Origin of the sequence: Microbacter margulisiae, from assembly GCF_014192515.1 — a bacterium.
In the GTDB taxonomy this organism is placed as follows: Bacteria; Bacteroidota; Bacteroidia; order Bacteroidales; family Paludibacteraceae; genus Microbacter; species Microbacter margulisiae.
In genome coordinates, this window is the sequence record NZ_JACHYB010000002.1 from 283,882 (window position 1) to 306,104 (window position 22,223).

The following is a 22,223-nucleotide window of genomic DNA, read 5'->3' on the forward strand; positions in this document are numbered from 1 at the left end:
TCAACAAACACTTTCTCTATGACAATCAATCAAGTATGCCAATGGATTGAAGAAATAGCCCCTTTATCACTACAAGAAGAGTACGATAATGCAGGATTGCAGATTGGAGACAGATCCCGTGAAATAACAGGAGTGTTACTTACATTAGATGTCACAGAAAAAATAATAGAAGAAGCAATTGCAAAACATTGCAATTTCATTATTGCTCACCATCCATTGCTGTTCAAAGGATTGAAACAAATTACGGGCAATAATTATACCGAACGATGTGTCATTTCCGCGATTCAACATAACATTGCCATATATGCGGCGCATACCAATCTGGATAATATTAATATTGGAGTAAACCGCAAAATCGCTGAAAAACTCTCACTACAGAATTGCCATATTCTTGCTCCACAAACAAATCAACTTCTGAAACTTATCACTTTCGTGCCAATTACCCATGCAGATATAGTAAGAGACGCTCTTTTTGCTGCAGGAGCCGGATCAATAGGAAATTATGACGCATGTAGCTTCAATAGCGAAGGAATTGGAACCTTTCGTGCTAACGAAGGCACACATCCTTTTGTCGGTGACCTGCATGAATGGCATCACGAGAAAGAGATTCGCATCGAAGTAATAGCTTTTGTGCATCAACGAGCACAAATTGAAAAAGAATTACTAAAGGTACATCCATATGAAGAGCCGGCTTTCGATTGGATTGTTTTACAAAATCAATCGGCAGCCACCGGAACCGGCATGCTTGGTACTTTATCCAGCCCTGTATCTGAAATTGAGTTTTTACAACAAGTCAAGGACACGTTCCAGACTCCGTTGATTCGACATACAGCTTTATTAGGGAAACCAATTCATAAAGTAGCTCTTTGTGGTGGTTCTGGATCATTTCTTTTGCCAGCAGCCATTGCAGCGAAAGCTGATGTTTATATCAGTGCTGATTTCAAGTATCATGAATTTTTCAATGCAGACAACCGTCTCTTGATCGCCGACGTCGGGCATTACGAATCGGAACAATTTACAAAAGAGCTGCTAAAGGAACAAATACAGAAAAAAATGCCTACATTTGCACTCCATTTGTCAACCACCCTAACAAATCCGGTACAATATTTCTAGCGATCAATCCCGGAGCAATACAACAGATATTCATTCAGACAAATGTAACAAAAAAAATATTCAAACAGCGTTCAATAGTAAATTCACTGCCGTTATGCCAACTGAAGCAAAAACCGAAAAAGAGATCACCGTAGAAGAAAAATTAAAAGCTTTATATCAGCTTCAAACTGTTTCTACCGAAATTGACAAAATAAAAACGCTGCGTGGTGAATTACCTCTCGAAGTAGAAGACTTGGAAGCCGAAATCGAAGGGTTGGAAACACGCATTTTGCATTATACGGAAGAACTTAAAGAGCAGGAACGTGAAATCTCAGGGCGTAAGCTTGAGATTGAGGATTCGAAAGCAAAAATTGCGAAATATCAGGAGCAACAGGACAATGTTCGCAATAATCGTGAATACGATTTTCTGACAAAAGAAATTGAGTTTGAATCTCTTCAAATTGAACTAAGCGAAAAACGAATTCAAGAAACGCAAACAGCAATAGCATTCAAGACAGAAGAAATATCTAATGCCAAGACATTGCTAAGCGAACGCAAAAAGGATCTTGAACAAAAAAAGAGCGAATTGGATGAAATCGTTGCAGAAACCAAACAAGAAGAGGAACGTCTTCGTGAGCGTGCCAAAGAAATTGAGACTTTAATTGAACCCCGTTTGCTCACTGCCTTCAAACGTATTCGAAAAAGCGTTCGTAACGGACTTTCTGTGGTGACAATTCAACGAGATGCTTGCGGTGGTTGTTTTAATAAAATTCCACCACAACGCCAAATGGAAATTCGTTTACGCAAAAAAGTAATTGTGTGTGAATATTGTGGCCGTATTTTAGTAGATCCGGATATAGAAACACCTTCAACTATAGAATAAAGATTAACAAATAATTGTATGACCTTGCTTGTTCAGCGCGATTAGATATGCGATTGATCAGCAAGGTTTTTTATTTTACATTTTCTCAACTCACATCAACAATGAAAACTATCGAAGAAATATTTCAAACAAGAACATCTGTACGTCGCTATGAACGAAAAACTATTGAACCTGAAAAACTAGAATTTATATACAAAGCCATTCAAAACACGCCCACCAGTTATAACGGACAACAACTTTCGGTCATTGCCGTAAGCGACCAAACACTGAAAGAACAACTTTATTCCATAACCGGTCAAAAACAAATTAAAACCTGTGCTATCTTTTTGATTTTCTGTATTGATTTCAACAAAATCAAAAAATTTGCAGATACACTAGCCATTGAGTTTCCTCGTTTTCAAGACACTCTTGACGGTTTGCTTGTAGGCGTCATTGATGCAGCGTTAGCAATGCAGAATGCGGTAATTGCTGCAGAATCTTTGGATTTAGGCAGTTGCTGCATAGGCTACACACGCACCGCAGCTCCCGCTCAATTGGCTGACATTCTTCAGTTGCCTGAAGGAGTTGCCGTGGTTTGTGGACTTTCTATCGGCTATCCGTCAGAACATCCTGACTTAAAACCCAAGCAACCACTTTCATTGCTCATCCATCACAATCATTACCGAAGTGATGATAGCCAGATTGTTAAAGATCTGATGGCATATAATAATCAAATACAGCATTTTAATGAGGTTCGTACAGGAGATAAAACTCATAATGACTGGGGAACCCATATCCTTGATTATTATCAAAAAGCATTAGGTTATAATCTGGAAGAATATTTTGATCAACAGGGATTTCACTTATTCAGCGCTTCTGAAAAACACTAAAAAGCTAAACTAAAATTTCATGCTTAAATCAGCCACATTGAATATATTCCAATGCGGCTGATTTATTTTTATCCTATCCCATAAACATAGATTCATTCTATTCTTTATTAAAACAATCTCATATAATGATGATTTTATTTAACGGTTATTTAACACACTAAAATTCTTAAGCTGCAATATGGGCTAAAAAATAGCATTACCTTTGCAACGAAATTTTAAATGATATTCAAAATGGACGATGGCCCGGCGAACAACTTAGTATTAACTTGCGTTTAGCAAGGAAGCCGCATCGCATTTGCTTCCTTCTAAACCCCTAAAAGAAGGAGGCGTTATGACTTCTCTCACTACCTTTTATTTAAGCAGACTAATCGGTTGCAAGTTATTTGATGCCCGCGAAAACGTGTTAGGCATTATTCTTGATGTGTATGTTCAACTTCCGATGAGCAACACAGACATTAACAAAGCTCAGCGACCAAAAATTGTTGCTTTTTACATCAAACAGGGAAACAAACAGCTGAATGTAACCTTGACCAATGTACAAATTGTAAAATTCAACACGCGGTATAAAGTACAATGCCAGGCAATGACTGAGCTGCCTGCTGAATTACTTAATCATACCTTTCTTCTGAAAGAAACCATACTCGACAAGCAAATTGTCGATATTAACGGTCGAAAACTAGTTCGTGTAAATGACGTAAGAATGGTGGCGCTCTCATCAGGAGCATTTGTAGTTGCTGCTGATGTTGGACTGGAAGGATTAGTCAGAAGGATTGGAATTTATAAATTTCTTCGAACTGCCCTACATCTTTTTGGAGCCAAAATTCCTTCTAAATTTATTTTATGGGACGATGTTGAAGCAATTGATTTTTCATCTCTTAACATCAAATTGAATACCCCGTTTACAAAACTCAACACTCTGCATCCTTCAGACTTGGCAGATATCATAGAAGAATTGGGAAAGGATTCCAAAACATCTGTTTTTTCTTCGTTAGATGAAGAAACTGCAGCAGATGTACTCGAAGAACTTGAGGCAAAAGAACAGGTACAAATCATTGAAAGCCTTTCTATTGAAAAGGCAGCAGATGTGCTTGAAAAAATGCCTGCTGATGAAGCTGCTGATTTGATGGAAAATTTGGAAGAAGAAAGAGCCCAGCAACTGCTGAAAGAAATGGAACCCGAGGCCTCCGAGGAAGTCAGAGATTTGCTTGAATATCCAAATTCATTGGTGGGAAGCTTAATGACAACAGACATTCTGACCTTCAAAGAAACACAAACCATTGCTGATGTTATTGCTTATATTCAACAACAACAACCTGAAATGGCAGAACTTTATACTCTTTTTGTAGTAGATGAACAAAACCGATTAGTAGGGACATTTACCATGCGCGACTTGTTGGTATCATCTCTTAACAAACCACTCAAAGACATCATGATTGACAATCCACATCAAATACATGATTATGAGCGTCTTGATTCACTGTCAGAAATCATTTCAAAATATAATCTTTTAGGTGTACCGGTAACCAATGAAAACGAAGAATTGGAAGGTATGGTCATTATCGATGATGTTGTTGATGATTTATTAGGAAAACGTAGAACCATGTAAATAACGAGAATAACCAATGTCAAAAACTAATCGCAAATCATTTTGGAAGAGCATTGCTATTTTTCTTGCTATTCTTGGTCCGGGAATTATTACTGGCAGCGTAGATAACGATGCGGGAGGTATTACAACATATTCTGTAGCCGGTGCGTTATATGGAAATCAATTGATATGGACATTGATTCCTTCTTTTATAGTGCTCTTTATCGTACAAGAAATGAATGCACGGATGGGCATCGTCACTGGGAAAGGACTTGCTACATTAATTCGGGAGAATGCAGGGGTCAAAGTAACATTTTTTATTTTCATGGGACTTTTGATTGCTGATATTGGCAATACTACCACAGAATTTGCAGGAGTTGCAGGAAGTTTGGAAGTTTTTGGAATCAGTAAATACATTGCTGTCCCTTTAGTAGGTCTAGTCGTTTGGATTTTAGTCGTAAAAGGAAACTACACGCTTGCTGAACGTATATTTTTAATTTTCAGCGCATCACTACTTGTTTACATTGTATCTGCAATAATGGGTCATCCGGACTGGAGAACCATCGGACATGCAATAATTAAGCCACAAAATGAGCTTAACGGAAAATCATTAACTATGATTCTGGGAATCGTAGGAACAACAATTGCTCCGTGGATGCAATTTTACATGCAATCTTCTGTCATAGAGAAAAAGCTCAAAATATCACAGTACAATTATGTTCTCGTTGATATCCTGGTTGGGTGTATTGCTACGGTAACAGTAGCATTTTTCATCATGATAGCTTGTGCGTCAACATTGCATGAGCAACATATCACAATTAATGATGCAAAAGATGCAGCACTGGCACTCAAACCTCTTGCTGGAGAGTTTGCTTCACAGGTATTTGCCTTCGGATTGTTTATTGCATCCGTTTTTTCTGCAGTAATCCTTCCTTTAGCAACTGCTTTTTATGTTTCCGAAGCTTTCGGGTTTGAAGCCGGAATTGATAAAAAATGGGATGAAGCTCCTGAATTTTATGTGCTTTATACTGGCATATTAATTCTGGCCATCATTATAATTCTAATGCCTAATGCCCCGCTCATCGGTATCTCGCTTTGGACTCAGGTTATAAATGCAATTTTGTTGCCTGTTATCTTGGTAAGTATGATTCTGTTGGTCAATAAATCTAAACTTATGGGCGAATACACCAACAAACCAATAGTGAACGTCATTGGATGGATAACAGTCGTTGTTTTAGTTTCAATGTCTTTAATATTATTAGTCACTCCGTTTTTATAATAAAAAACCTTGTTCATCATACAACAGCTCCAATAACTGAAAATTTATTTTGTATAGTTGTTGGAGTTATTGCTTCAAAATAGGTGCGAATCGATTACCTATGAAATCTTAATTGATCATACCTATTTTCATTGTATCTTTGTAATTTAAAAAGCAGGAACAAAACACAGTAAGTGATCTTGATGAAAAACACGCTGCATACAAAATTGGGCATAAATATCTAAAAAAGAAATAGATAACAATATGATGTGATTCACAAGCCCATTGTGCGAAAGCATCAATGAAATCAAAACACACGAACCATATCTACATCAATTTGCCAAAATAGGAAGAGCAAAAGCGCATGCAGCGCAACGAAAACCAAACGCGAAGTAAGAGAAATCATCGGATTCTAATATTTCTAATTCCTCCCACACGCTTTGATTTTGTCTGTAAGAAAACGAAACCCTAAAAATGTTCAAATATATGGCTACACTAATTGCACCTTCATTATTGGCAGCAAATTTTGCCAACTTGCAAAAAGACATTGAGATGATCAATCGCAGTGAAGCCGATTGGTTCCATTTAGACATTATGGATGGGGTGTTCGTTCCCAACATTTCTTTTGGATTTTCTGTTATTGATTCGATTCAATCTTTATGCAAAAAACCGATGGATGCACATTTGATGATTATCCATGCAGACAACTATATCGAACGATTCAAAAATGCCGGAATAAATCGATTAACTGTACATTATGAAGCATGTACTCATTTACATCGTACTATTCAACAAATTCAACACGAAGGCATGAAAGCTGGAGTTGCCCTTAATCCACACACGCCGGTATTTTTGCTTCAGGATGTTATAAAAGAATTGGATACTGTATTGATTATGAGTGTAAATCCGGGATTCGGTGGACAAACATTCATAGAACAAAGTTGTGAAAAGATATCCGAGCTCAAAGAATTGATTTTAAAAAAACAAGCTCCTACGCTGATTGAAGTAGATGGCGGAGTCAATCTGGAAACGGGAGCCAAATTAATTGCGTATGGTGCCGACGTTCTGGTTGCCGGACAATTTGTTTTTGGGTCGGAAAGCCCGGAAGAAACCATTTATCAGCTCAAACATCTTTGAATAAGTACTTTTTTACTTCTGTTCACGCGGACGACGATCGAAAAATGGATTTTTCGATGAAATACTAATGGGAATCGCATAAACAGAATGACATTCTGTCATAATATTTAAAGCCTTTACAGCAAAACCCACGGAAAACATTACTCGCGTATCTACCCTCAAATCAGCGGCAGTGGACACTGCAGAGCCAAGTGCAATTCCTAAATCGATCATATTGATGGCACAAGGCATAGCATCATTTTTCAGTTTCTCTTCACAGGTTGACGCGCCGCAATAACCACAATTGAGACCTTGTACTTTTGTTTTGGTACCAATCAATACCACTGCATCTGCCAAAAGAATATTTTCAGCATCGCGAAACAAAAACTTCAATCCACATTCTTCTCCTTTTGCATAAGTAACATCAGACAGTTTTTGAATATCATCTCCCATGACAGTGGCAATTTCGATAACATCAATACCTTTCCCTTTGGGAGCTGTTCGTGCTGCGGTCATAATCAACTCGGCAATCTCAACAATACGTTTGGATCGGGTTTCCCGTTCATCTATAATCATATGTACAATATATTTACTTTATAATCAATAAAATAACAACACCACAACATAGAAAAGACATTATCTAGCAATGTGGTAGACAAAAATACAAAAAACTAAGAGAATCACACCTAAATCAAAAAGTACATCAATTTCTTTTCAAGAAAACTAGCTGATAGTTTGCTCTTTTCAAAAGGAAATACTAACTTTGCACCCAATTAATTTATATCCAAATTTTATTCGTAATGTATTTAACTGCAGAAAAGAAACAAGAAATCTTCGGCAAATACGGGAAGTCGAATACTGATACTGGGTCAGCTGAATCTCAGATAGCATTATTTTCTTACCGTATCAGCTCGTTAACTGAACACCTCAAGTTACACGCGAAAGATTATAGCACAGAAAGAGCTTTGGTCATGTTGGTTGGCAAACGTCGCCGTTTACTCGATTATTTGAAAGCTAAAGATATCGAACGATATCGTCACATCATCAAAGAGTTGAACATCCGGAAATAAGCTCTTCGCCATCTAACAAAAAAGCTATCCATACGGATAGCTTTTTTGTTTTTAAACTATTATTATTCTTATCTTTACAACTATCAAACCATCATGTAGGTTGACATAGTTTAACATCCTGTGATTTGTCACAATCAGGATAAATTGCCTATTTTTGCTTTAACTAAATATCCTCCCATGAAGAAATTGATATCACTGCTTGCAGTTTTGCTACTATTAAACATAACCGCTCACGGACAAGAGTCGTATGCTTTTACGCAACCCGCCCATGCTTTTCGGGATGGAGTAGCTCTTTATCTGCAGAAACAATATAGCGCAGCACAACAACAATTCAGGGCTTTTTTACATCAGGCAAACACGCTTGACAAAGTGAACAAAGAAGAAGCTGATTATTATATAGCCTCCTGTGCCTTTGCGCTCAGGCAATCGGATGCAATGAATTTAATTGCAACTCAAATAGACAAATACTCTAATTCTCCTCAAATTTCTCAATTGCATTACATGGCTGGAATTCTGAATTTTGAGGCAAAACATTACATTAAAGCCACGAATCAATTAGCTCAAGTAAGCGCTAAAGATCTTGATCCTTCAGAACAACAACTTTGCTATTTTGCAACAGGCTATTCATACATGGCTATCAGTAAATTTTCTGATGCCTTGACTGCATTTCAACCACTATTGGGTAGTGAAAAATATGATGCAGTCGCCACCTACTATTGTGGATACTGCAAATATGCTCTAGACCAATATTCTGCAGCACTTCCTTATTTTCAGAAAATAGATCAGGATCAAGCATTTGCTTCTTTAGCTCCATATTATGTGATTCAAATTTACGCCAAATTACATGATTATGATAAAGTAAAAAGTTATGGAAATAACATTTTAGCAACTCAACCCCATAATCCTAAAAACAATGAAGTTTACCGTTTATTGGGAGAATGTAATTATCGGGAAAGGAATTATACGCAAGCCATTGCCCAATTTGAAAAAGCTGGATCAGGCAATGAACTTCCACGGAGTTCATTATATATGTGGGGATTATCTTACTATCTATCAAATAAATTTATTGATGCAGTGATGCCTTTATCAAAAGTTGCTGCTGTTTCTGACAGTTTAGGTCAGAATTCATTTTTTTGGTTGGGTAATAGCTATATGCATTTAAAAGAACCTTTAAAGGCTAAGTTAGCCTATGAAAGTGCCAGTAAAATGAGTTTCGATAAAAAAGTACAGGAAGAAGCCATGTACAACTATGCTATGACTATTTACACCAATGCTTCTCCATTCGGAGAATCCATCAAAGTGTTCGATCAATTTCTGAGTCGGTTCCCAAATTCAACACATGGAGAAACCATAAAAAAAGATTTAGCAACTGCTTTACTGGCATCGCGCGATTACCCAGCCGCATTACAAGCTATTCAAAAATTACAAACCAACTCGCCAGAAATTGCAGCTGCCAAGGAAAATATTTTATTTCATCTTGGAATTGAACAGTTCAACCTTCATCATTACCAGCCAGCCATCGATTATTTCAATCAATCTATTGCCTCAGAAACTTTCGCATCCCCTATGGCTCAGATCTATTTTTGGAGAGGTGAAAGTTACTATCGGCAAAAAGAATACCAATCAGCCATTCAAAATTGGACAGCTTATCAAAGCAGCCCCCAAAGCGCAAGTGACGCAAATTATAATGAATCAAATTACAATTTGGGATATGCTTATTTTCATTTAAATGATTTCAAGCGAAGCCAACTCTATTTTCTGCGTTTTGCTGGAAGCGCTCATGATCCCCTTTCGGCTACTTATAACGACGCTTTATTGCGCATAGCTGATTGTCATTTCCAATTAAGGAATTTTTTGGATGCAAGACTGTTTTACACTCAGGTTATCTCTAAAAACGTTCCGGCTAGTGCTTATGCGCTATATCAGACAGCTTTTATCGACGGACTTCAAAGACATTATTCAATTAAAATCGACGAACTCAACAAATTGGTAACAAACTATCCAACTTCAGAATATACAGAACAAGCATATTATGAAATTGGGCGCTCCTATATATCCCTCAATCAATATAATAAAGCAATAGCTGCATATCAAACATTATTGACAAAGTTCCCTAATGGCGCCTTAGCCCGCAAAGCGGCTCTCGAAATCGGTATGGCCTACTATAACAATAATGAAAAACAACAAGCTATTGCCGCTTACAAAACCGTCGTAGCAAATTACCCAGGTAGCACAGAAGCAAATGAGGCGATGCAAAATCTTGAAAATGTATATGTGGAATTAGCTAACGTCAACGACTATCTTGCTTATCGCCGTTCCCTTGGAAAAAATAATGAGCTTTCATTCAATGCCCAAGATTCCCTGACATTTGTCACTGCGGAAAAACTTTATATTAGTGGGCAGCCCGAACAAGCCGCTTCCCAATTACGCCAATACTTGGCACAATTTTGCCCACAAGGCAACTATTGCATCAAAGCAACTTATTATTTGGCAGATAGCTATAGACAATTACACCAAATGGACAGTGCTCTGGTTGACTATCAAAAATTAGCGACTATCAATGGAAATCCATATCAGGAGGAAGCTTTGACTCAGTGTGCCTCAATAACATATGACCAAAAACAGTATAATGCAGCATTGAATTATTTTCAATCATTGCTTCACCTAACATCCAATAGTACATATAAACAAGCTGCTCTGTTAGGCGTTTTAAGGAGTAGTTATCTCACTAAAAATGACACGACTACCATTGCTGCGGCCAAAACGATACTTAATGACAATCAAGCAACACCGGATATGAAAGCAGAAGCCAGATTCGATCGTGCAGCCGCATATCAACTAATCAATCAACCTGATAGCTCCTTTGCTGATTGGAATTTATTGGCACAGGATCTGCACACCTTATATGGAGCAGAAGCAAAATATGACATTGCAAAATATTATTTTGAAACTAACGATTTAGCCAAATCAGAGAATGAGATTCTAGATTTCATTAATAAAGGAACCCCTTATAGATTTTGGTTAGCAAAAAGCTTTTTATTACTTTCTGATATCTATGTTAAACGAGGAGATTATTTTCAGGCAAACCAATATTTGTTGAGTTTGCGCGACAATTATCATGCAAATGATGAAATTCAAACACTCATTCAACAACGCTTACAAGCAATTAAAGAACACCAAAACCAGCAGTCAGGTCAACAATAAAAGTTGATTGCTAATTACTTAATTGTTTTCCAAACGGTTTTTCAATTTCCAGAAACAATGAAATATTCAATTTATTTACTTTTACTGTTCGGTGTAATCGGCACACAAATCATAACTGCTCAAGTAGCAAAAAATGACACCATCGCAAAGCGTAACGTTATCATTGAACGCGATTATACACCAACGGCACCTGAAGTACACCGCATAGAAGCCAATCCTATAGTTACTGAACCAGAAATAAAGACATCTCCAGTTACTTTCTCAGATCAAATCTCCCCCCTCAGTCCTTCCTTTGATCTGCATAAATGGCAAGCAGCTGTGGTACAAATCAATCAGGACCGCTTCCATAATGGATATGCATTAATTGGAGGCGGATATTATGGAAATATTTTAGGCGACTTATTACTTCCAATTGTCAACGATCCTGCTCAGAAATTAACTTTTAACACTCACGTAAATTCGTTATTTGGAGATAAACAACAACACTTAGTAACTAATTTCGGCCTCAATTATACGTACTATTTCCATCCATTTAACCTCCATATTGGAGCTTATTTTCGTAGAGAAGAATTTAATTATTATGGAACTGATGGTATCGTAACTGCCACAAAGACCTTTAAAGATAGCATCAATCATTTTGTAAATGGCGGTATTCTAGCTCAAATTCAATCCAATCCAAACTCTTCAAAGGTTAATTATTCGGCTTCAATTAAATACAATAGTTTTGTTCCAGGCTTCGGATTACATGAGCAACAAATCAATGGATTTGGCAACATTGAAATCCCAATTAACACCAATCAATTAGGCGTTTCTGTTAATTTAGCAAACTTCTCTTACAACAACCATTTGGCAGGAACAGGCTATGCCAATTATTCCGTTATTGGGGTCAATCCTTATTTCAATATTCTGGGTGATATCTGGAAGGTACATATAGGATTGAAAGATGACGTAGCAACTGCTGGTAACAACAAGAGAATCAATTTTATGCCTGATATAACCGCCAACATTAACCTAATTCCATCCGTTATGATTTATGGAGGCATTACAGGCGATTACCACGTTAATTCAATGGAAAATATGATGAACAACAATCGTTATTTAGTCCCAGACTTACGTGTGACAGACAGTTATACCCCAATTGACGTTTTCTTAGGAATCAAAAGCACACCTTTTGCAGGGTTGCTCCTAAACGGATCTATCGATTATAAACATTCCGATAAACAATATTTCTATGTAAATACCGTTGACTCAACATCATTGCATCCATTTACAACAAACTACATGGATGTACCTATGTTTAACGTGATTTATGATAATGCACAGGAAGCAACCGTGGATTTAAGCGGGCACTATAACTGGAAAGATGAGCAGGTGATCTTTTTAGAAGCAAAATATCATTATTGGCATACTCAGACTTTAGCTCATGCTTGGATGCAACCATCTTTTGAATTTTCGACTGGCATAGATAAAAAAGTATCACAACACATATTCCTTAACGCTAATTATTATTTTGCAGGTGGACGCTATGCCATGCAACTCAATGGATCTTCTGTCATGATGAAAAATATCAATGACGTTAATCTGGGAGCATCGTATTCATACAGTGATTGGCTAACAGCATTTATACGTGTTAACAACATATTAGGATTATCCCCCTCTTTCCGTTATCAAACATGGTACGGTTATGATGCTGTAGGATGTAATTTTCAAATCGGAGCTGCATTTTCATTTTAATGTACAAGGGTAAGGTACAAGCATACATCAATATATACTGTCTGTTATATCATAAATGATTAACATGGCAAACTCTTATTTTCAATTTAAACAATTTACCATATGGCATGATCAATGTGCTATGAAAGTCGGAACAGATAGCGTATTGCTAGGTGCTTGGACAGATTTTTCTAATGCAACTAACATATTAGATATTGGCACAGGAACTGGCATCCTTGCTTTAATGGCAGCTCAAAAAGCTCCCCAAGCAATAATTGATGCTATTGAGATTGATGCTGCTGCGGTGGTACAAGCTCAAGAGAATATATCCCAATCAAGATGGGAAAATAGGATTACTGTCTATCACAAATCTCTTCAGAAATATGCAATTGAGACAAATAAAAAATACGATGTCATTATATCCAATCCGCCATATTTTCAAAGGGCATTAAAATCGCCGAATCAACAGCGCACTATTGCAAGACATGATAACCATTTAGATATATATACTTTACTAAAAACGGCCTATAATCTATTGAAAACTAATGGTCGAATCAATATCATTCTACCGGTGCAGGACAGTGATTCAGTCATTCATATAGCTATGTCCATTGGGCTAGGTTGTTGTCATCAAACGTTTGTGAGACCTACGCAAAATGCTCATTATAAGCGCTGTTTATTATGTTTCTCTAATATACTGCTTCCTTATAAACAAAATGAATTGACCATCGAAACATCAGTAAGACATATATTTACTGATGAATACAAACAAATAACGAAAGATTTCTACTTAAATTTCTAAAGTCACATTCAGTTCTAACTTTGCTTTGCAATCGTTTGAACCTATGATCAAGATATATATTAACAGTTAATACCCCCCCCTGAGGGAAAAACAAGTAACTTTGCAGTTGACGTAAAATGAAAAAAATGACCCAAGAATTCGCCAAACCGGACTATATTTTTGAAACAAGCTGGGAAGTTTGTAACAAAATAGGCGGCATATACACTGTTTTATCAACTAAAGCCCGTACATTAAAACAAACTTTAGGGGATAATCTGATTTTTATTGGCCCTGATTTAGGGTTGGGAATTCAACATGATTTTATCGAGTCAAATACGATATTTCAAGATTGGAAAGAATCTGCAGAAAAACGTAACCATTTAAAAATAAGGATTGGAAGATGGAATATTCCTTCTCAGCCAATTGTCATTCTTGTTGATTATAGGCCTTTTTTTGCCCATAAGAATGAAATTTATAGCCGGATGTGGGAATGGTTTGGTATAAATTCTTTATACGGCTTCGGCGACTATGATGATGCATCACTTTTCGGATATTCTGTTGGTACCATCATTGAAAATTTTTATCATTTCTACAGACTTGACAACCAACATGTAATTGCTCACTTCAATGAGTGGAATACTGCGTTTGGACTTTTCTACCTCAAACGTTTTCTGCCTCCTGTGGGAACTATCTTTACCACTCACGCGACAACAGTAGGCAGATCAATAGCTGGCAACAACAAGCCTCTTTACGATTATTTACCAGGATATCATGGTGATCAGATGTCTAAGGAACTCAATGTAGAATCAAAACATTCGGTAGAAAAACATGCAGCGCATCTTGCTGATTGTTTTACTACTGTCAGTAAAATTACAGCTAAAGAATGCACACGAATCCTTGAAAAAAAACCAGATATCATAACGCCTAATGGGTTTGAAGATAATTTCGTTCCTGATCATGACCTGTTCCCTATAAAGCGGGCAGAAGCGAGAGATATCTTAAAGAAAGTTTCCGAAACATTAGTAGGATACAAATTACCATCGGATACTCTTTTTGTAGCCACTTCAGGACGTTACGAATATATAAACAAAGGATTAAATTTGTTTCTGGATACTCTCCATTCAGTTGAAAATGACAAATCATTGCAACATACCATTGTTGCATTTATTATGGTTCCGGCCTATATCTCTGGGCCAAAATTTGCTTTGCAAAACAAACTACTAAATAATATTACTTCTGCTTTTAAAGAGAATCCATTCGTTACACATGAAATGGTGGAACCTTGGAAAGACCCTATATTATCTAATATCAGTTGGTTAAACTTCACCAATCATTCCGACTCTAAAATTAAACTGGTTTTTGTCCCAAGTTACCTAAATGGGAATGATGGCATCTTTAATAAATCATATTATGATTTACTTATAGGGATGGACCTCACAATGTTTTTATCTTACTATGAGCCATGGGGATACACCCCGTTAGAAAGTATTGCATTTTCGGTTCCAACCATTACTACAACTCTTTCGGGCTTTGGGCAGTGGATCAACGAACACCCACAACCAATAGACAAAGGAGTTGCAATTATTGAACGTAAAGACTCAAATTATGCAAATGCTGCTGCAGATGCAGCATATCAATTAATAACATTTGCGAACATGAATCATTCGGAAATCACTGAAGTTCGCACCAACGCACAATCTCTTTCTCAAAAAGCACATTGGGAATTTTTCATTCCGTTTTATTACCAGGCATACGAAATTGCTCTATCAAAAAAGCATGCTTAATATCAAATAGCTAATTGATAAAAAACACATCGTCATTACTCAACAATTCAAATAAACAATGAAACTACAAACATCACACGTCAATCAATCTAACTGGAAAGAAATTGTTGTTTCTTCTCATCTTCCTGATCGATTGATTAAACTAAAAGAATTGGCGCACAACCTTTGGTGGGTTTGGAATCCAGAGGCCTTTGAACTTTTTACAGATATTGATCCTAAACTTTGGGAGGCAACAAAAGGAAACCCTATCGTAATGAGAGAACATCTTAGTTATGAAAAATTTGAAGAACTCGAAGCTGACCAGGCTTTTCTACAACGTCTTGACAAGGTATACAATGACTTCCAAACGTATGTCAACACTCCTGTTGACAGAACCAAGCCTTCCATCGCATATTTCAGTATGGAATATGGGCTCTGTAATATATTAAAAATTTACTCAGGCGGATTAGGAATGTTAGCCGGAGATTACTTAAAAGAAGCTAGTGATTGTAATGTAGACATGACTGCAGTCGGTTTTTTATATCGATTTGGCTATTTTACCCAAAGCCTGTCAATGGAAGGACAACAACTTGCGCTTTACGAACCACAAAACTTTGGAAATCTACCTTTAGAACAAGTCAAAGACGAACATGGGAATCAACTTCAAATTGAAGTGCCTTATCCTAACCGGATTATTTATGCCAATGTATGGAAAGTTGCTGTCGGTCGGGTTTCACTATATTTATTAGACACAGACAATGATAAAAATAGTGAATTTGATCGCCCTATAACTCATCAACTTTATGGTGGTGATTGGGAAAACCGTCTCAAACAGGAGATCATGCTAGGCATCGGAGGTATGTTAACTCTCAAAAAATTAGGTATTACCAAACAAGTTTATCATATTAATGAAGGACATGCTGCTCTTATCAATCTGCAACGCTTGGTTGATTTGATTTCTGAACAAGGGCTAACATTTAATCAAGCTATGGAAGTGGTTCGTTCCTCTGCTCTCTACACAGTCCATACCCCTGTACCTGCAGGGCACGACAGTTTTGACGAAGGTCTTTTCGGTAAATATATGGGAAGTTATCCTGCTAAACTAGGTATTAGCTGGGATGAATTTATGGATTTGGGACGTGAAAATCTGGGAGACCATAATGAAAAATTCAGCATGAGTAATTTTGCATGCCGTATGTGCCAGGAGGTTAACGGAGTGAGCTGGTTGCACGGAAAAGTTTCACAGGAAATGTTTCAAAATCTTTGGAAAGGATATCTACCTGAGGAACTTCATGTTAGCTATGTAACTAACGGAGTTCATTTATCAACGTGGACAGCTTCGGAATGGCAACGTCTTTACGACAAAACTTTTTCTTCTGATTTCAGAAAAAATCAATCAAATCTCAAAATCTGGGAAGGCATTTACAGTGTAAGTGATGAGGAAATATGGAAAACACGCACAACGCTTAAGAATAAATTGATTAGTTACATTAAAAGCCAGATCAACGAAACATGGCTCAAAAATCAAGGCGATCCTGGCATGATTGTTGCTATGTTGGAAAAAATCAACCCAAATGCTTTGATGATTGGTTTTGGACGCCGATTTGCAACATACAAACGTGCTCATTTGTTATTTACTGATCTTGATCGGCTATCTAAAATTGTCAACAATCCGTTATATCCAGTCCAGTTTATTTACACTGGCAAAGCACACCCAGCTGATTTAGCAGGCCAGGATTTGATTCGCAAAATCATCCAAATATCACGGATGCCGGAATTTCAGGGTAAAATCATATTCTTAGAAAATTATGATATGCAAGTTGCCAAACGACTCATTTCCGGAGTTGATATTTGGTTAAACACCCCAACCAGACCATTGGAAGCCTCTGGAACATCAGGACAAAAGGCTGAAATGAACGGAGTATTGAATTTTTCAGTTCTGGACGGCTGGTGGCTTGAAGGATACATCCAAGGTGCAGGATGGGCACTTACGGAAAAACAAACATACAACAATGAGGCATATCAGGATCAATTGGATGCCGCAACTATTTATTCGCTTCTGGAAAACGAAATTATCCCTCTATATTTTGCAAAAAATAGCAAAGGCTATTCTCCGGAATGGATTGAATACATCAAAAATTCAATTGCAAAAATTGCTCCGCGCTTTACAACCAAACGAATGCTTGACGACTATTTAGATCGTTTTTATTTCAAATTAAGTACTCGGCATGAGCGTATGATAGCAGATAATTTCAAGAAAGCCAAAGAACTAGTCGCGTGGAAAGAAAAAATGGCGGCTTCTTGGGATAATATTGAATTACGTGAATTAAATATTCCCGAGTCCCTTTATACTGATTCTACGGTAAACAGCAAACATCTGATTAACACTGTTCTTGATGTAAAAACAGCTGATTGTAAAAATATTGGCATAGAATTAGTAGTCACATATCATGATGATCAGAAAAATGAAGATCATATTTTAGATACCGCAGAATTTGACCTGGTTAAGGTTGATGGAACGCAATTAACATTCCAGTTGGAATATCGTCTGACAAAGGCAGGTGCTTTCCGATATGGATTCCGCATGTTTCCCAAAAACGAAGAATTACCTCATCGTCAAGATTTTAATTTTGTTCGTTGGCTCTAAACATACCGAACTTCATCAATAAAAAAACCATTGGCTGAAAAAGTCAATGGTTTTTATTTACTTCAACAACTGAAGTAATCTCAAAATTCAGCGTTTTTAGGAGTCCTGGGGAAAGGAATAACATCACGGATATTGCCCATTCCTGTCACAAACAGCAACAATCTTTCAAAACCTAATCCAAAGCCGGCATGAGGTGCAGTTCCAAATTTTCTCGTTTCCAGATACCACCATAAATCCTTCATGGGAATATTTAGTTCAGTAATACGTTGTAATAGTTTATCATAGTTTTCCTCGCGTTGAGAACCGCCAATAATTTCGCCTATTCGAGGGAACAAAACATCCATAGCCCGGACAGTTTTCCCATCATCATTCTGCTTCATATAAAATGCCTTGATATCTTTAGGATAATCCGTCAAGATCACTGGTTTTTTGAAATGTTTTTCAACCAAATATCTTTCATGTTCTGACTGCAAATCTACTCCCCATGAAACCGGAAAGTCAAACTTCTCATTACTTTTCATCAAAATGTCGATACCTTCAGAATAAGGCAGCCGAACAAAATCATTCTCGACCACAAATTTTAATCGATCTAGTAATTCTTTGTCCCACATCGTATTCAGAAATTCCAAATCATCAGCACAATGTTCAAGAGCATAACGTATCAATGATTTCAAAAAATCTTCTGCCAAATCCATATTATCCTGAATATCAGAAAAGGCAACCTCCGGTTCAATCATCCAAAACTCAGCTAAATGTCTTGGTGTATTAGAATTTTCGGCTCTAAATGTAGGTCCAAAAGTATAAATACTTCCTAAAGCCAAAGCACCCAGTTCACCTTCCAGCTGTCCGGAAACAGTCAGATTTGTAGACTTGCCAAAGAAATCATTTTCATAGTCTACTTTACCGTCCACAGTTTTCGGAACATTATTCAAATCTAATGTAGTTACCTGAAACATGGCACCGGCACCTTCAGCATCAGATCCTGTAATAATCGGAGTATGCAGATAGAAAAACCCTTTTTCATTAAAATAATTATGGATAGCAAATGCCATGGCATGACGTATGCGCAAGACCGCACTGAATGTATTTGTTCTAGGTCTCAGGTGTGCAATTTCACGCAAGAATTCAAGAGAATGACCTTTCTTCTGTAACGGATAAGCTTCGACATCAGCACTACCATAAATTTCAATTTCAGAGGCCTGAAGTTCAACTGTCTGACCTTTTCCTTCAGATACGACCAATTGTCCCGTAACATTGATACAAGCCCCTGTGGTAATAGGCTTCAAAAACTCCTCACCAAAAGTTGCTGTATCAACTACTATCTGTAAATTCTTAATCGTTGAGCCATCGTTTAATGCAATAAAACTAATATGCTTGTTTCCTCGACGTGTTCTTACCCAACCACTCACGTTAACCTGTTGGAATACATAAGATTCAGACGCAATAAGATCTAAAATTTTTGTTCGTTTCAATTTTTCCATGTTCTTTCTTAAAAAACAAAGCACTTAATACATAAGTGCTTGTTGTTATCTGTTTATTTTGATTTTAAAGGAGATCCTAATCGCGTCATCGCGCAGCGGAATCCAATATCATCTCTACACTTATTTTGATCTAAATAACGGCGCGTTGAAGGATTCAACCAATAAGGCTTATCTTTCCAGGATCCTCCCTTATACACACGTGAATAATTCGAAATAGCAGGAGCCAAAGCATCCAATACATCTCCCTTGGGGCTATACATTAATGCTGTAGCTGCATTCCCTGTAGGAATGGTATCTTTCCACAAATCACTATTTGAAGAAGAAGCCAAAGAACCATCTCCATAGTTCCGAACATCATCAATATTTTTGCCCACATAACGTAACCTTCCTAACGAATCAACTTTATAATCAGTAGCATTTTGCGCTCCTACCCGGTTAAAACGAACAGGCTCAAATACATTACCCCGATATGGATTATATCCTTTAACTTCCATTTCATTTAATGGACGATACACATCCAAAACCCATTGATTCACATTGCCAGCCATACAATACAAACCATAATCATTGGGGAAAAAAGAATTCACTGGCATGGGTATAATACCGCCGTCTGAATTACGTCCTACCCCCATCAAATCACCTCTTCCACGAGAAAAGTTTGCCATAAATTCACCAAGATGTCTTTTATCGGGATTACGCAACTGTGAAGAATTCCAAGGATAAAGACGTCCATGGGCTACTTCACCTGTCTTGTTTGCAGAATAGCCATAAGCTGCATATTCCCACTCAGCTTCAGTAGGAAGACGAAAATACGGGAATAAAATTCCGTCAGACATAGTCACTTTTGATGTATCTCTCCTATTTCCAACAGGCTCATTGAAACTGGTATAAAAATATTTGTTTGTACTAAATACATACTTTGTTGCAATTTCTTCCGGATTGTTGGATTTACGAATAGCATCCCATTGCGTAGGTTTAATTTTTTTCATGTCAATCAAAATCTTTTCATTGACACGGTCAGTACGCCATTCACAATAATCCATGGCTTGTTCCCAAGTTACGCCTACTACCGGATAATTTCTGTACGCAACGTTTTCAAAATAATTTTCAACGTACGGTTCATTATAAGCAAGATCTTCTCTCCATACAGATACATCTGGCTTTGCACGCTCTATAATCTCCGGACTATTATGAAAAACAGCTTTGGTCCAATCTAAATATTCCAACCAGTTTGCATTAGTAATATCATATTGATCCATATAAAAAGAATTCACAGTAACCCGGCGCTGAAAACTATTAGCTGTTTGAGCTAATTGTTCTGAATTTCTGCCCATCGTAAATGTTCCACCTTGTATTAACACCATGTTTGGAGGCGTTTTCTCTCGATATCCATTATTGATTCTCAACCCTCCATTTTTGCTATTATAAGCCCATCCCGTAGTATTCGAATATGTTGTAGGTATTTTTCCCGATGTTGATGAGCTCTTACAAGAAATCATGGTGGTGATTAATCCAGTCAAAACGAAAGTAACCAGTTTATTACAAATTTTCATGAGAAAATAAATTTTATTTTTCGTATTGTCAAATGGTTATGTATATGCCTTTATTTCATTGTCTATAAAAATATCCATTTTATATCACTAAAACAGACCATTTTTCCGTGTGCAAATATAGTTTTTTTTATCTATCGATCTATCAGAATATAATTTTTTTATTTAAGAACAAATCTCTGTTTTTTAATAGATAACAGAACTCAATAGTAAGTTATATCATTGAGAAGCAGCCACTCAATACCGAAATATTCCATTAATGCCTTTTTCTCTTACTTCAACGGCTAAAAAAACGGAACTCCAAAGATATTTCCTACATTTGTAGTAAGTTTTTGTATAACGTAAACATGCAATCAAATAGTATTTCTATCCGAATAAAAAATCGACTACTCCAGCTGTCTTCTCCTCTTGTCATGGGGATTCTCAATGTCACACCTGATTCTTTCTATGCAGAAAGCAGAACAGACACGACAGACGCAATCATAAACAGGGCCCAAACGATTTTAGAAGAAGGAGGTACAATTATTGATATTGGAGGATATTCGACACGCCCATTTGCAATGGAAGTATGTGAAAAGGAAGAACTTGATCGATTATCGCTCGCTCTTGCTATTATTAGAGAACGCTTCCCCGACGCAATTATTTCTGTGGATACTTATCGCGCAAACATTGCAGATTACGTTATTAGAAATTTTGAAGTAGATATCATTAATGATGTGTCAGGAGGGACTTTAGACCGACATATGGATGAAGTGATTGCGTTTCATCAGGTTCCTTACATTTTAATGCATATGAAAGGGACTCCACAAACAATGCAGCAATTCACTAATTACAAAAACTTGTTTCATGAAGTATCATTGTTTTTTACAAAACGAATTCAAGAGTTATCTGAATTAGGAGTCAATGATATCATTATCGATCCGGGGTTTGGTTTTGCAAAAACAACAAAACAGAATTTTGATCTCTTGCGACATTTATCGCAATTTACTTTATTTGAAAAACCAATTTTAGTTGGATTATCCCGTAAATCGATGCTATTTAAAACACTAAATACAGATCCATCCCATAGCCTGCCGGCAACTATTGCCGCCAATACAATTGCTTTAATGAGTGGGGCATCCATTTTGCGAGTGCACGATGTAAAAGAAGCTGTTCAAACAATCAAAACCTATGAGAACACCTTCGCAAATCCAACCATAACAGACCAATAG

The 22,223-nt window shown here is 37.0% G+C and carries 16 protein-coding genes; 13 read left to right on the top strand and 3 right to left on the bottom strand.

Going from position 1 to position 22,223, the window contains the following annotated elements:
• Positions 1 to 18: 18 nt before the first annotated feature.
• From FHX64_RS10365 to rpe, 6 genes are all read left to right on the top strand, one after another.
• Entirely contained in the window at positions 19 to 1,113 is a 1,095-nt protein-coding gene (locus FHX64_RS10365) for a Nif3-like dinuclear metal center hexameric protein (RefSeq protein WP_183413780.1), read from the top strand.
• A 94-nt stretch (positions 1,114 to 1,207) separates the two neighbouring features.
• On the top strand, positions 1,208 to 1,975 hold the full coding sequence (locus tag FHX64_RS10370) for a zinc ribbon domain-containing protein (RefSeq protein WP_183413781.1): 768 nt from the start codon (positions 1,208 to 1,210) through the stop codon (positions 1,973 to 1,975).
• A gap of 101 nt (positions 1,976 to 2,076) precedes the next feature.
• Entirely contained in the window at positions 2,077 to 2,844 is a 768-nt protein-coding gene (locus FHX64_RS10375; RefSeq protein WP_183413782.1) for a nitroreductase family protein, read from the top strand.
• A 331-nt stretch (positions 2,845 to 3,175) separates the two neighbouring features.
• Positions 3,176 to 4,450, top strand: coding sequence for a magnesium transporter MgtE N-terminal domain-containing protein (locus FHX64_RS10380; RefSeq protein WP_183413783.1), 1,275 nt, complete (start codon positions 3,176 to 3,178; stop codon positions 4,448 to 4,450).
• A gap of 16 nt (positions 4,451 to 4,466) precedes the next feature.
• Entirely contained in the window at positions 4,467 to 5,708 is a 1,242-nt protein-coding gene (locus tag FHX64_RS10385; RefSeq protein WP_183413784.1) for an NRAMP family divalent metal transporter, read from the top strand.
• Positions 5,709 to 6,173: 465 nt separating this feature from the next.
• Entirely contained in the window at positions 6,174 to 6,824 is a 651-nt protein-coding gene (gene rpe / locus FHX64_RS10390) for a ribulose-phosphate 3-epimerase (RefSeq protein ID WP_183413785.1), read from the top strand.
• Positions 6,825 to 6,836: 12 nt separating this feature from the next.
• On the opposite strand, the gene FHX64_RS10395 is transcribed toward rpe, so the two are convergent.
• Positions 6,837 to 7,379, bottom strand: coding sequence for a ferredoxin domain-containing protein (locus FHX64_RS10395; RefSeq protein WP_183413786.1), 543 nt, complete (start codon positions 7,377 to 7,379; stop codon positions 6,837 to 6,839).
• A 224-nt stretch (positions 7,380 to 7,603) separates the two neighbouring features.
• Here FHX64_RS10395 and rpsO point away from each other — a divergent pair, with 224 nt between their 5' ends.
• From rpsO to glgP, 6 genes are all read left to right on the top strand, one after another.
• A complete protein-coding gene (gene rpsO / locus FHX64_RS10400; protein ID WP_183413787.1) occupies positions 7,604 to 7,873 on the top strand; it encodes a 30S ribosomal protein S15 in 270 nt (89 codons plus the stop codon).
• Between the two features lie 177 nt (positions 7,874 to 8,050).
• Positions 8,051 to 11,077 carry a tetratricopeptide repeat protein gene (locus FHX64_RS10405; protein ID WP_183413788.1) on the top strand — a complete coding sequence of 1,009 codons (3,027 nt, stop codon included), beginning with the start codon at positions 8,051 to 8,053 and terminating at the stop codon, positions 11,075 to 11,077.
• A gap of 57 nt (positions 11,078 to 11,134) precedes the next feature.
• Positions 11,135 to 12,811: a TonB-dependent receptor gene (locus FHX64_RS10410; RefSeq protein ID WP_183413789.1), complete on the top strand. Its 1,677-nt coding sequence runs from the start codon at positions 11,135 to 11,137 to the stop codon at positions 12,809 to 12,811.
• Positions 12,812 to 12,875: 64 nt separating this feature from the next.
• Entirely contained in the window at positions 12,876 to 13,592 is a 717-nt protein-coding gene (locus FHX64_RS10415) for a tRNA1(Val) (adenine(37)-N6)-methyltransferase (protein ID WP_183413790.1), read from the top strand.
• Positions 13,593 to 13,717: 125 nt separating this feature from the next.
• The gene (locus FHX64_RS10420; protein ID WP_183413791.1) at positions 13,718 to 15,355 is read left to right on the top strand and encodes a glycogen/starch synthase; all 1,638 of its coding nucleotides are present in this window, start codon (positions 13,718 to 13,720) and stop codon (positions 15,353 to 15,355) included.
• 58 nt (positions 15,356 to 15,413) lie between these two features.
• Positions 15,414 to 17,981: an alpha-glucan family phosphorylase gene (gene glgP, locus FHX64_RS10425; RefSeq protein ID WP_183413792.1), complete on the top strand. Its 2,568-nt coding sequence runs from the start codon at positions 15,414 to 15,416 to the stop codon at positions 17,979 to 17,981.
• 80 nt (positions 17,982 to 18,061) lie between these two features.
• Here the strand turns inward: glgP and asnS are convergent, their stop codons facing one another.
• Together asnS and FHX64_RS10435 are read right to left on the bottom strand one after the other, a co-directional pair.
• Positions 18,062 to 19,462 (bottom strand): asparagine--tRNA ligase, encoded by a 1,401-nt coding sequence (asnS, locus tag FHX64_RS10430; RefSeq protein WP_221202198.1) that lies wholly within the window; start codon positions 19,460 to 19,462, stop codon positions 18,062 to 18,064.
• 53 nt (positions 19,463 to 19,515) lie between these two features.
• Positions 19,516 to 21,015: an SUMF1/EgtB/PvdO family nonheme iron enzyme gene (locus tag FHX64_RS10435; RefSeq protein ID WP_183413793.1), complete on the bottom strand. Its 1,500-nt coding sequence runs from the start codon at positions 21,013 to 21,015 to the stop codon at positions 19,516 to 19,518.
• Positions 21,016 to 21,359: 344 nt separating this feature from the next.
• Between FHX64_RS10435 and folP the strand changes: the two genes are divergently transcribed.
• Complete coding sequence (gene folP, locus FHX64_RS10440) at positions 21,360 to 22,223, top strand: dihydropteroate synthase (RefSeq protein WP_183413794.1); 864 nt, start codon at positions 21,360 to 21,362, stop codon at positions 22,221 to 22,223.

Excerpts from the sequence above, each read along its gene's own strand:
- FHX64_RS10365 (WP_183413780.1), top strand. The coding sequence starts at position 19 with ATGACAATCAATCAAGTATGCCAATGGATTGAAGAAATAGCCCCTTTA.
- FHX64_RS10370 (WP_183413781.1), top strand. The coding sequence starts at position 1,208 with ATGCCAACTGAAGCAAAAACCGAAAAAGAGATCACCGTAGAAGAAAAA.
- FHX64_RS10375 (WP_183413782.1), top strand. The coding sequence starts at position 2,077 with ATGAAAACTATCGAAGAAATATTTCAAACAAGAACATCTGTACGTCGC.
- FHX64_RS10380 (WP_183413783.1), top strand. The coding sequence starts at position 3,176 with ATGACTTCTCTCACTACCTTTTATTTAAGCAGACTAATCGGTTGCAAG.
- FHX64_RS10385 (WP_183413784.1), top strand. The coding sequence starts at position 4,467 with ATGTCAAAAACTAATCGCAAATCATTTTGGAAGAGCATTGCTATTTTT.
- rpe (WP_183413785.1), top strand. The coding sequence starts at position 6,174 with ATGGCTACACTAATTGCACCTTCATTATTGGCAGCAAATTTTGCCAAC.
- FHX64_RS10395 (WP_183413786.1), bottom strand. The coding sequence starts at position 7,379 with ATGATTATAGATGAACGGGAAACCCGATCCAAACGTATTGTTGAGATT.
- rpsO (WP_183413787.1), top strand. The coding sequence starts at position 7,604 with ATGTATTTAACTGCAGAAAAGAAACAAGAAATCTTCGGCAAATACGGG.
- FHX64_RS10405 (WP_183413788.1), top strand. The coding sequence starts at position 8,051 with ATGAAGAAATTGATATCACTGCTTGCAGTTTTGCTACTATTAAACATA.
- FHX64_RS10410 (WP_183413789.1), top strand. The coding sequence starts at position 11,135 with ATGAAATATTCAATTTATTTACTTTTACTGTTCGGTGTAATCGGCACA.
- FHX64_RS10415 (WP_183413790.1), top strand. The coding sequence starts at position 12,876 with ATGGCAAACTCTTATTTTCAATTTAAACAATTTACCATATGGCATGAT.
- FHX64_RS10420 (WP_183413791.1), top strand. The coding sequence starts at position 13,718 with ATGACCCAAGAATTCGCCAAACCGGACTATATTTTTGAAACAAGCTGG.
- glgP (WP_183413792.1), top strand. The coding sequence starts at position 15,414 with ATGAAACTACAAACATCACACGTCAATCAATCTAACTGGAAAGAAATT.
- asnS (WP_221202198.1), bottom strand. The coding sequence starts at position 19,462 with ATGGAAAAATTGAAACGAACAAAAATTTTAGATCTTATTGCGTCTGAA.
- FHX64_RS10435 (WP_183413793.1), bottom strand. The coding sequence starts at position 21,015 with ATGAAAATTTGTAATAAACTGGTTACTTTCGTTTTGACTGGATTAATC.
- folP (WP_183413794.1), top strand. The coding sequence starts at position 21,360 with ATGCAATCAAATAGTATTTCTATCCGAATAAAAAATCGACTACTCCAG.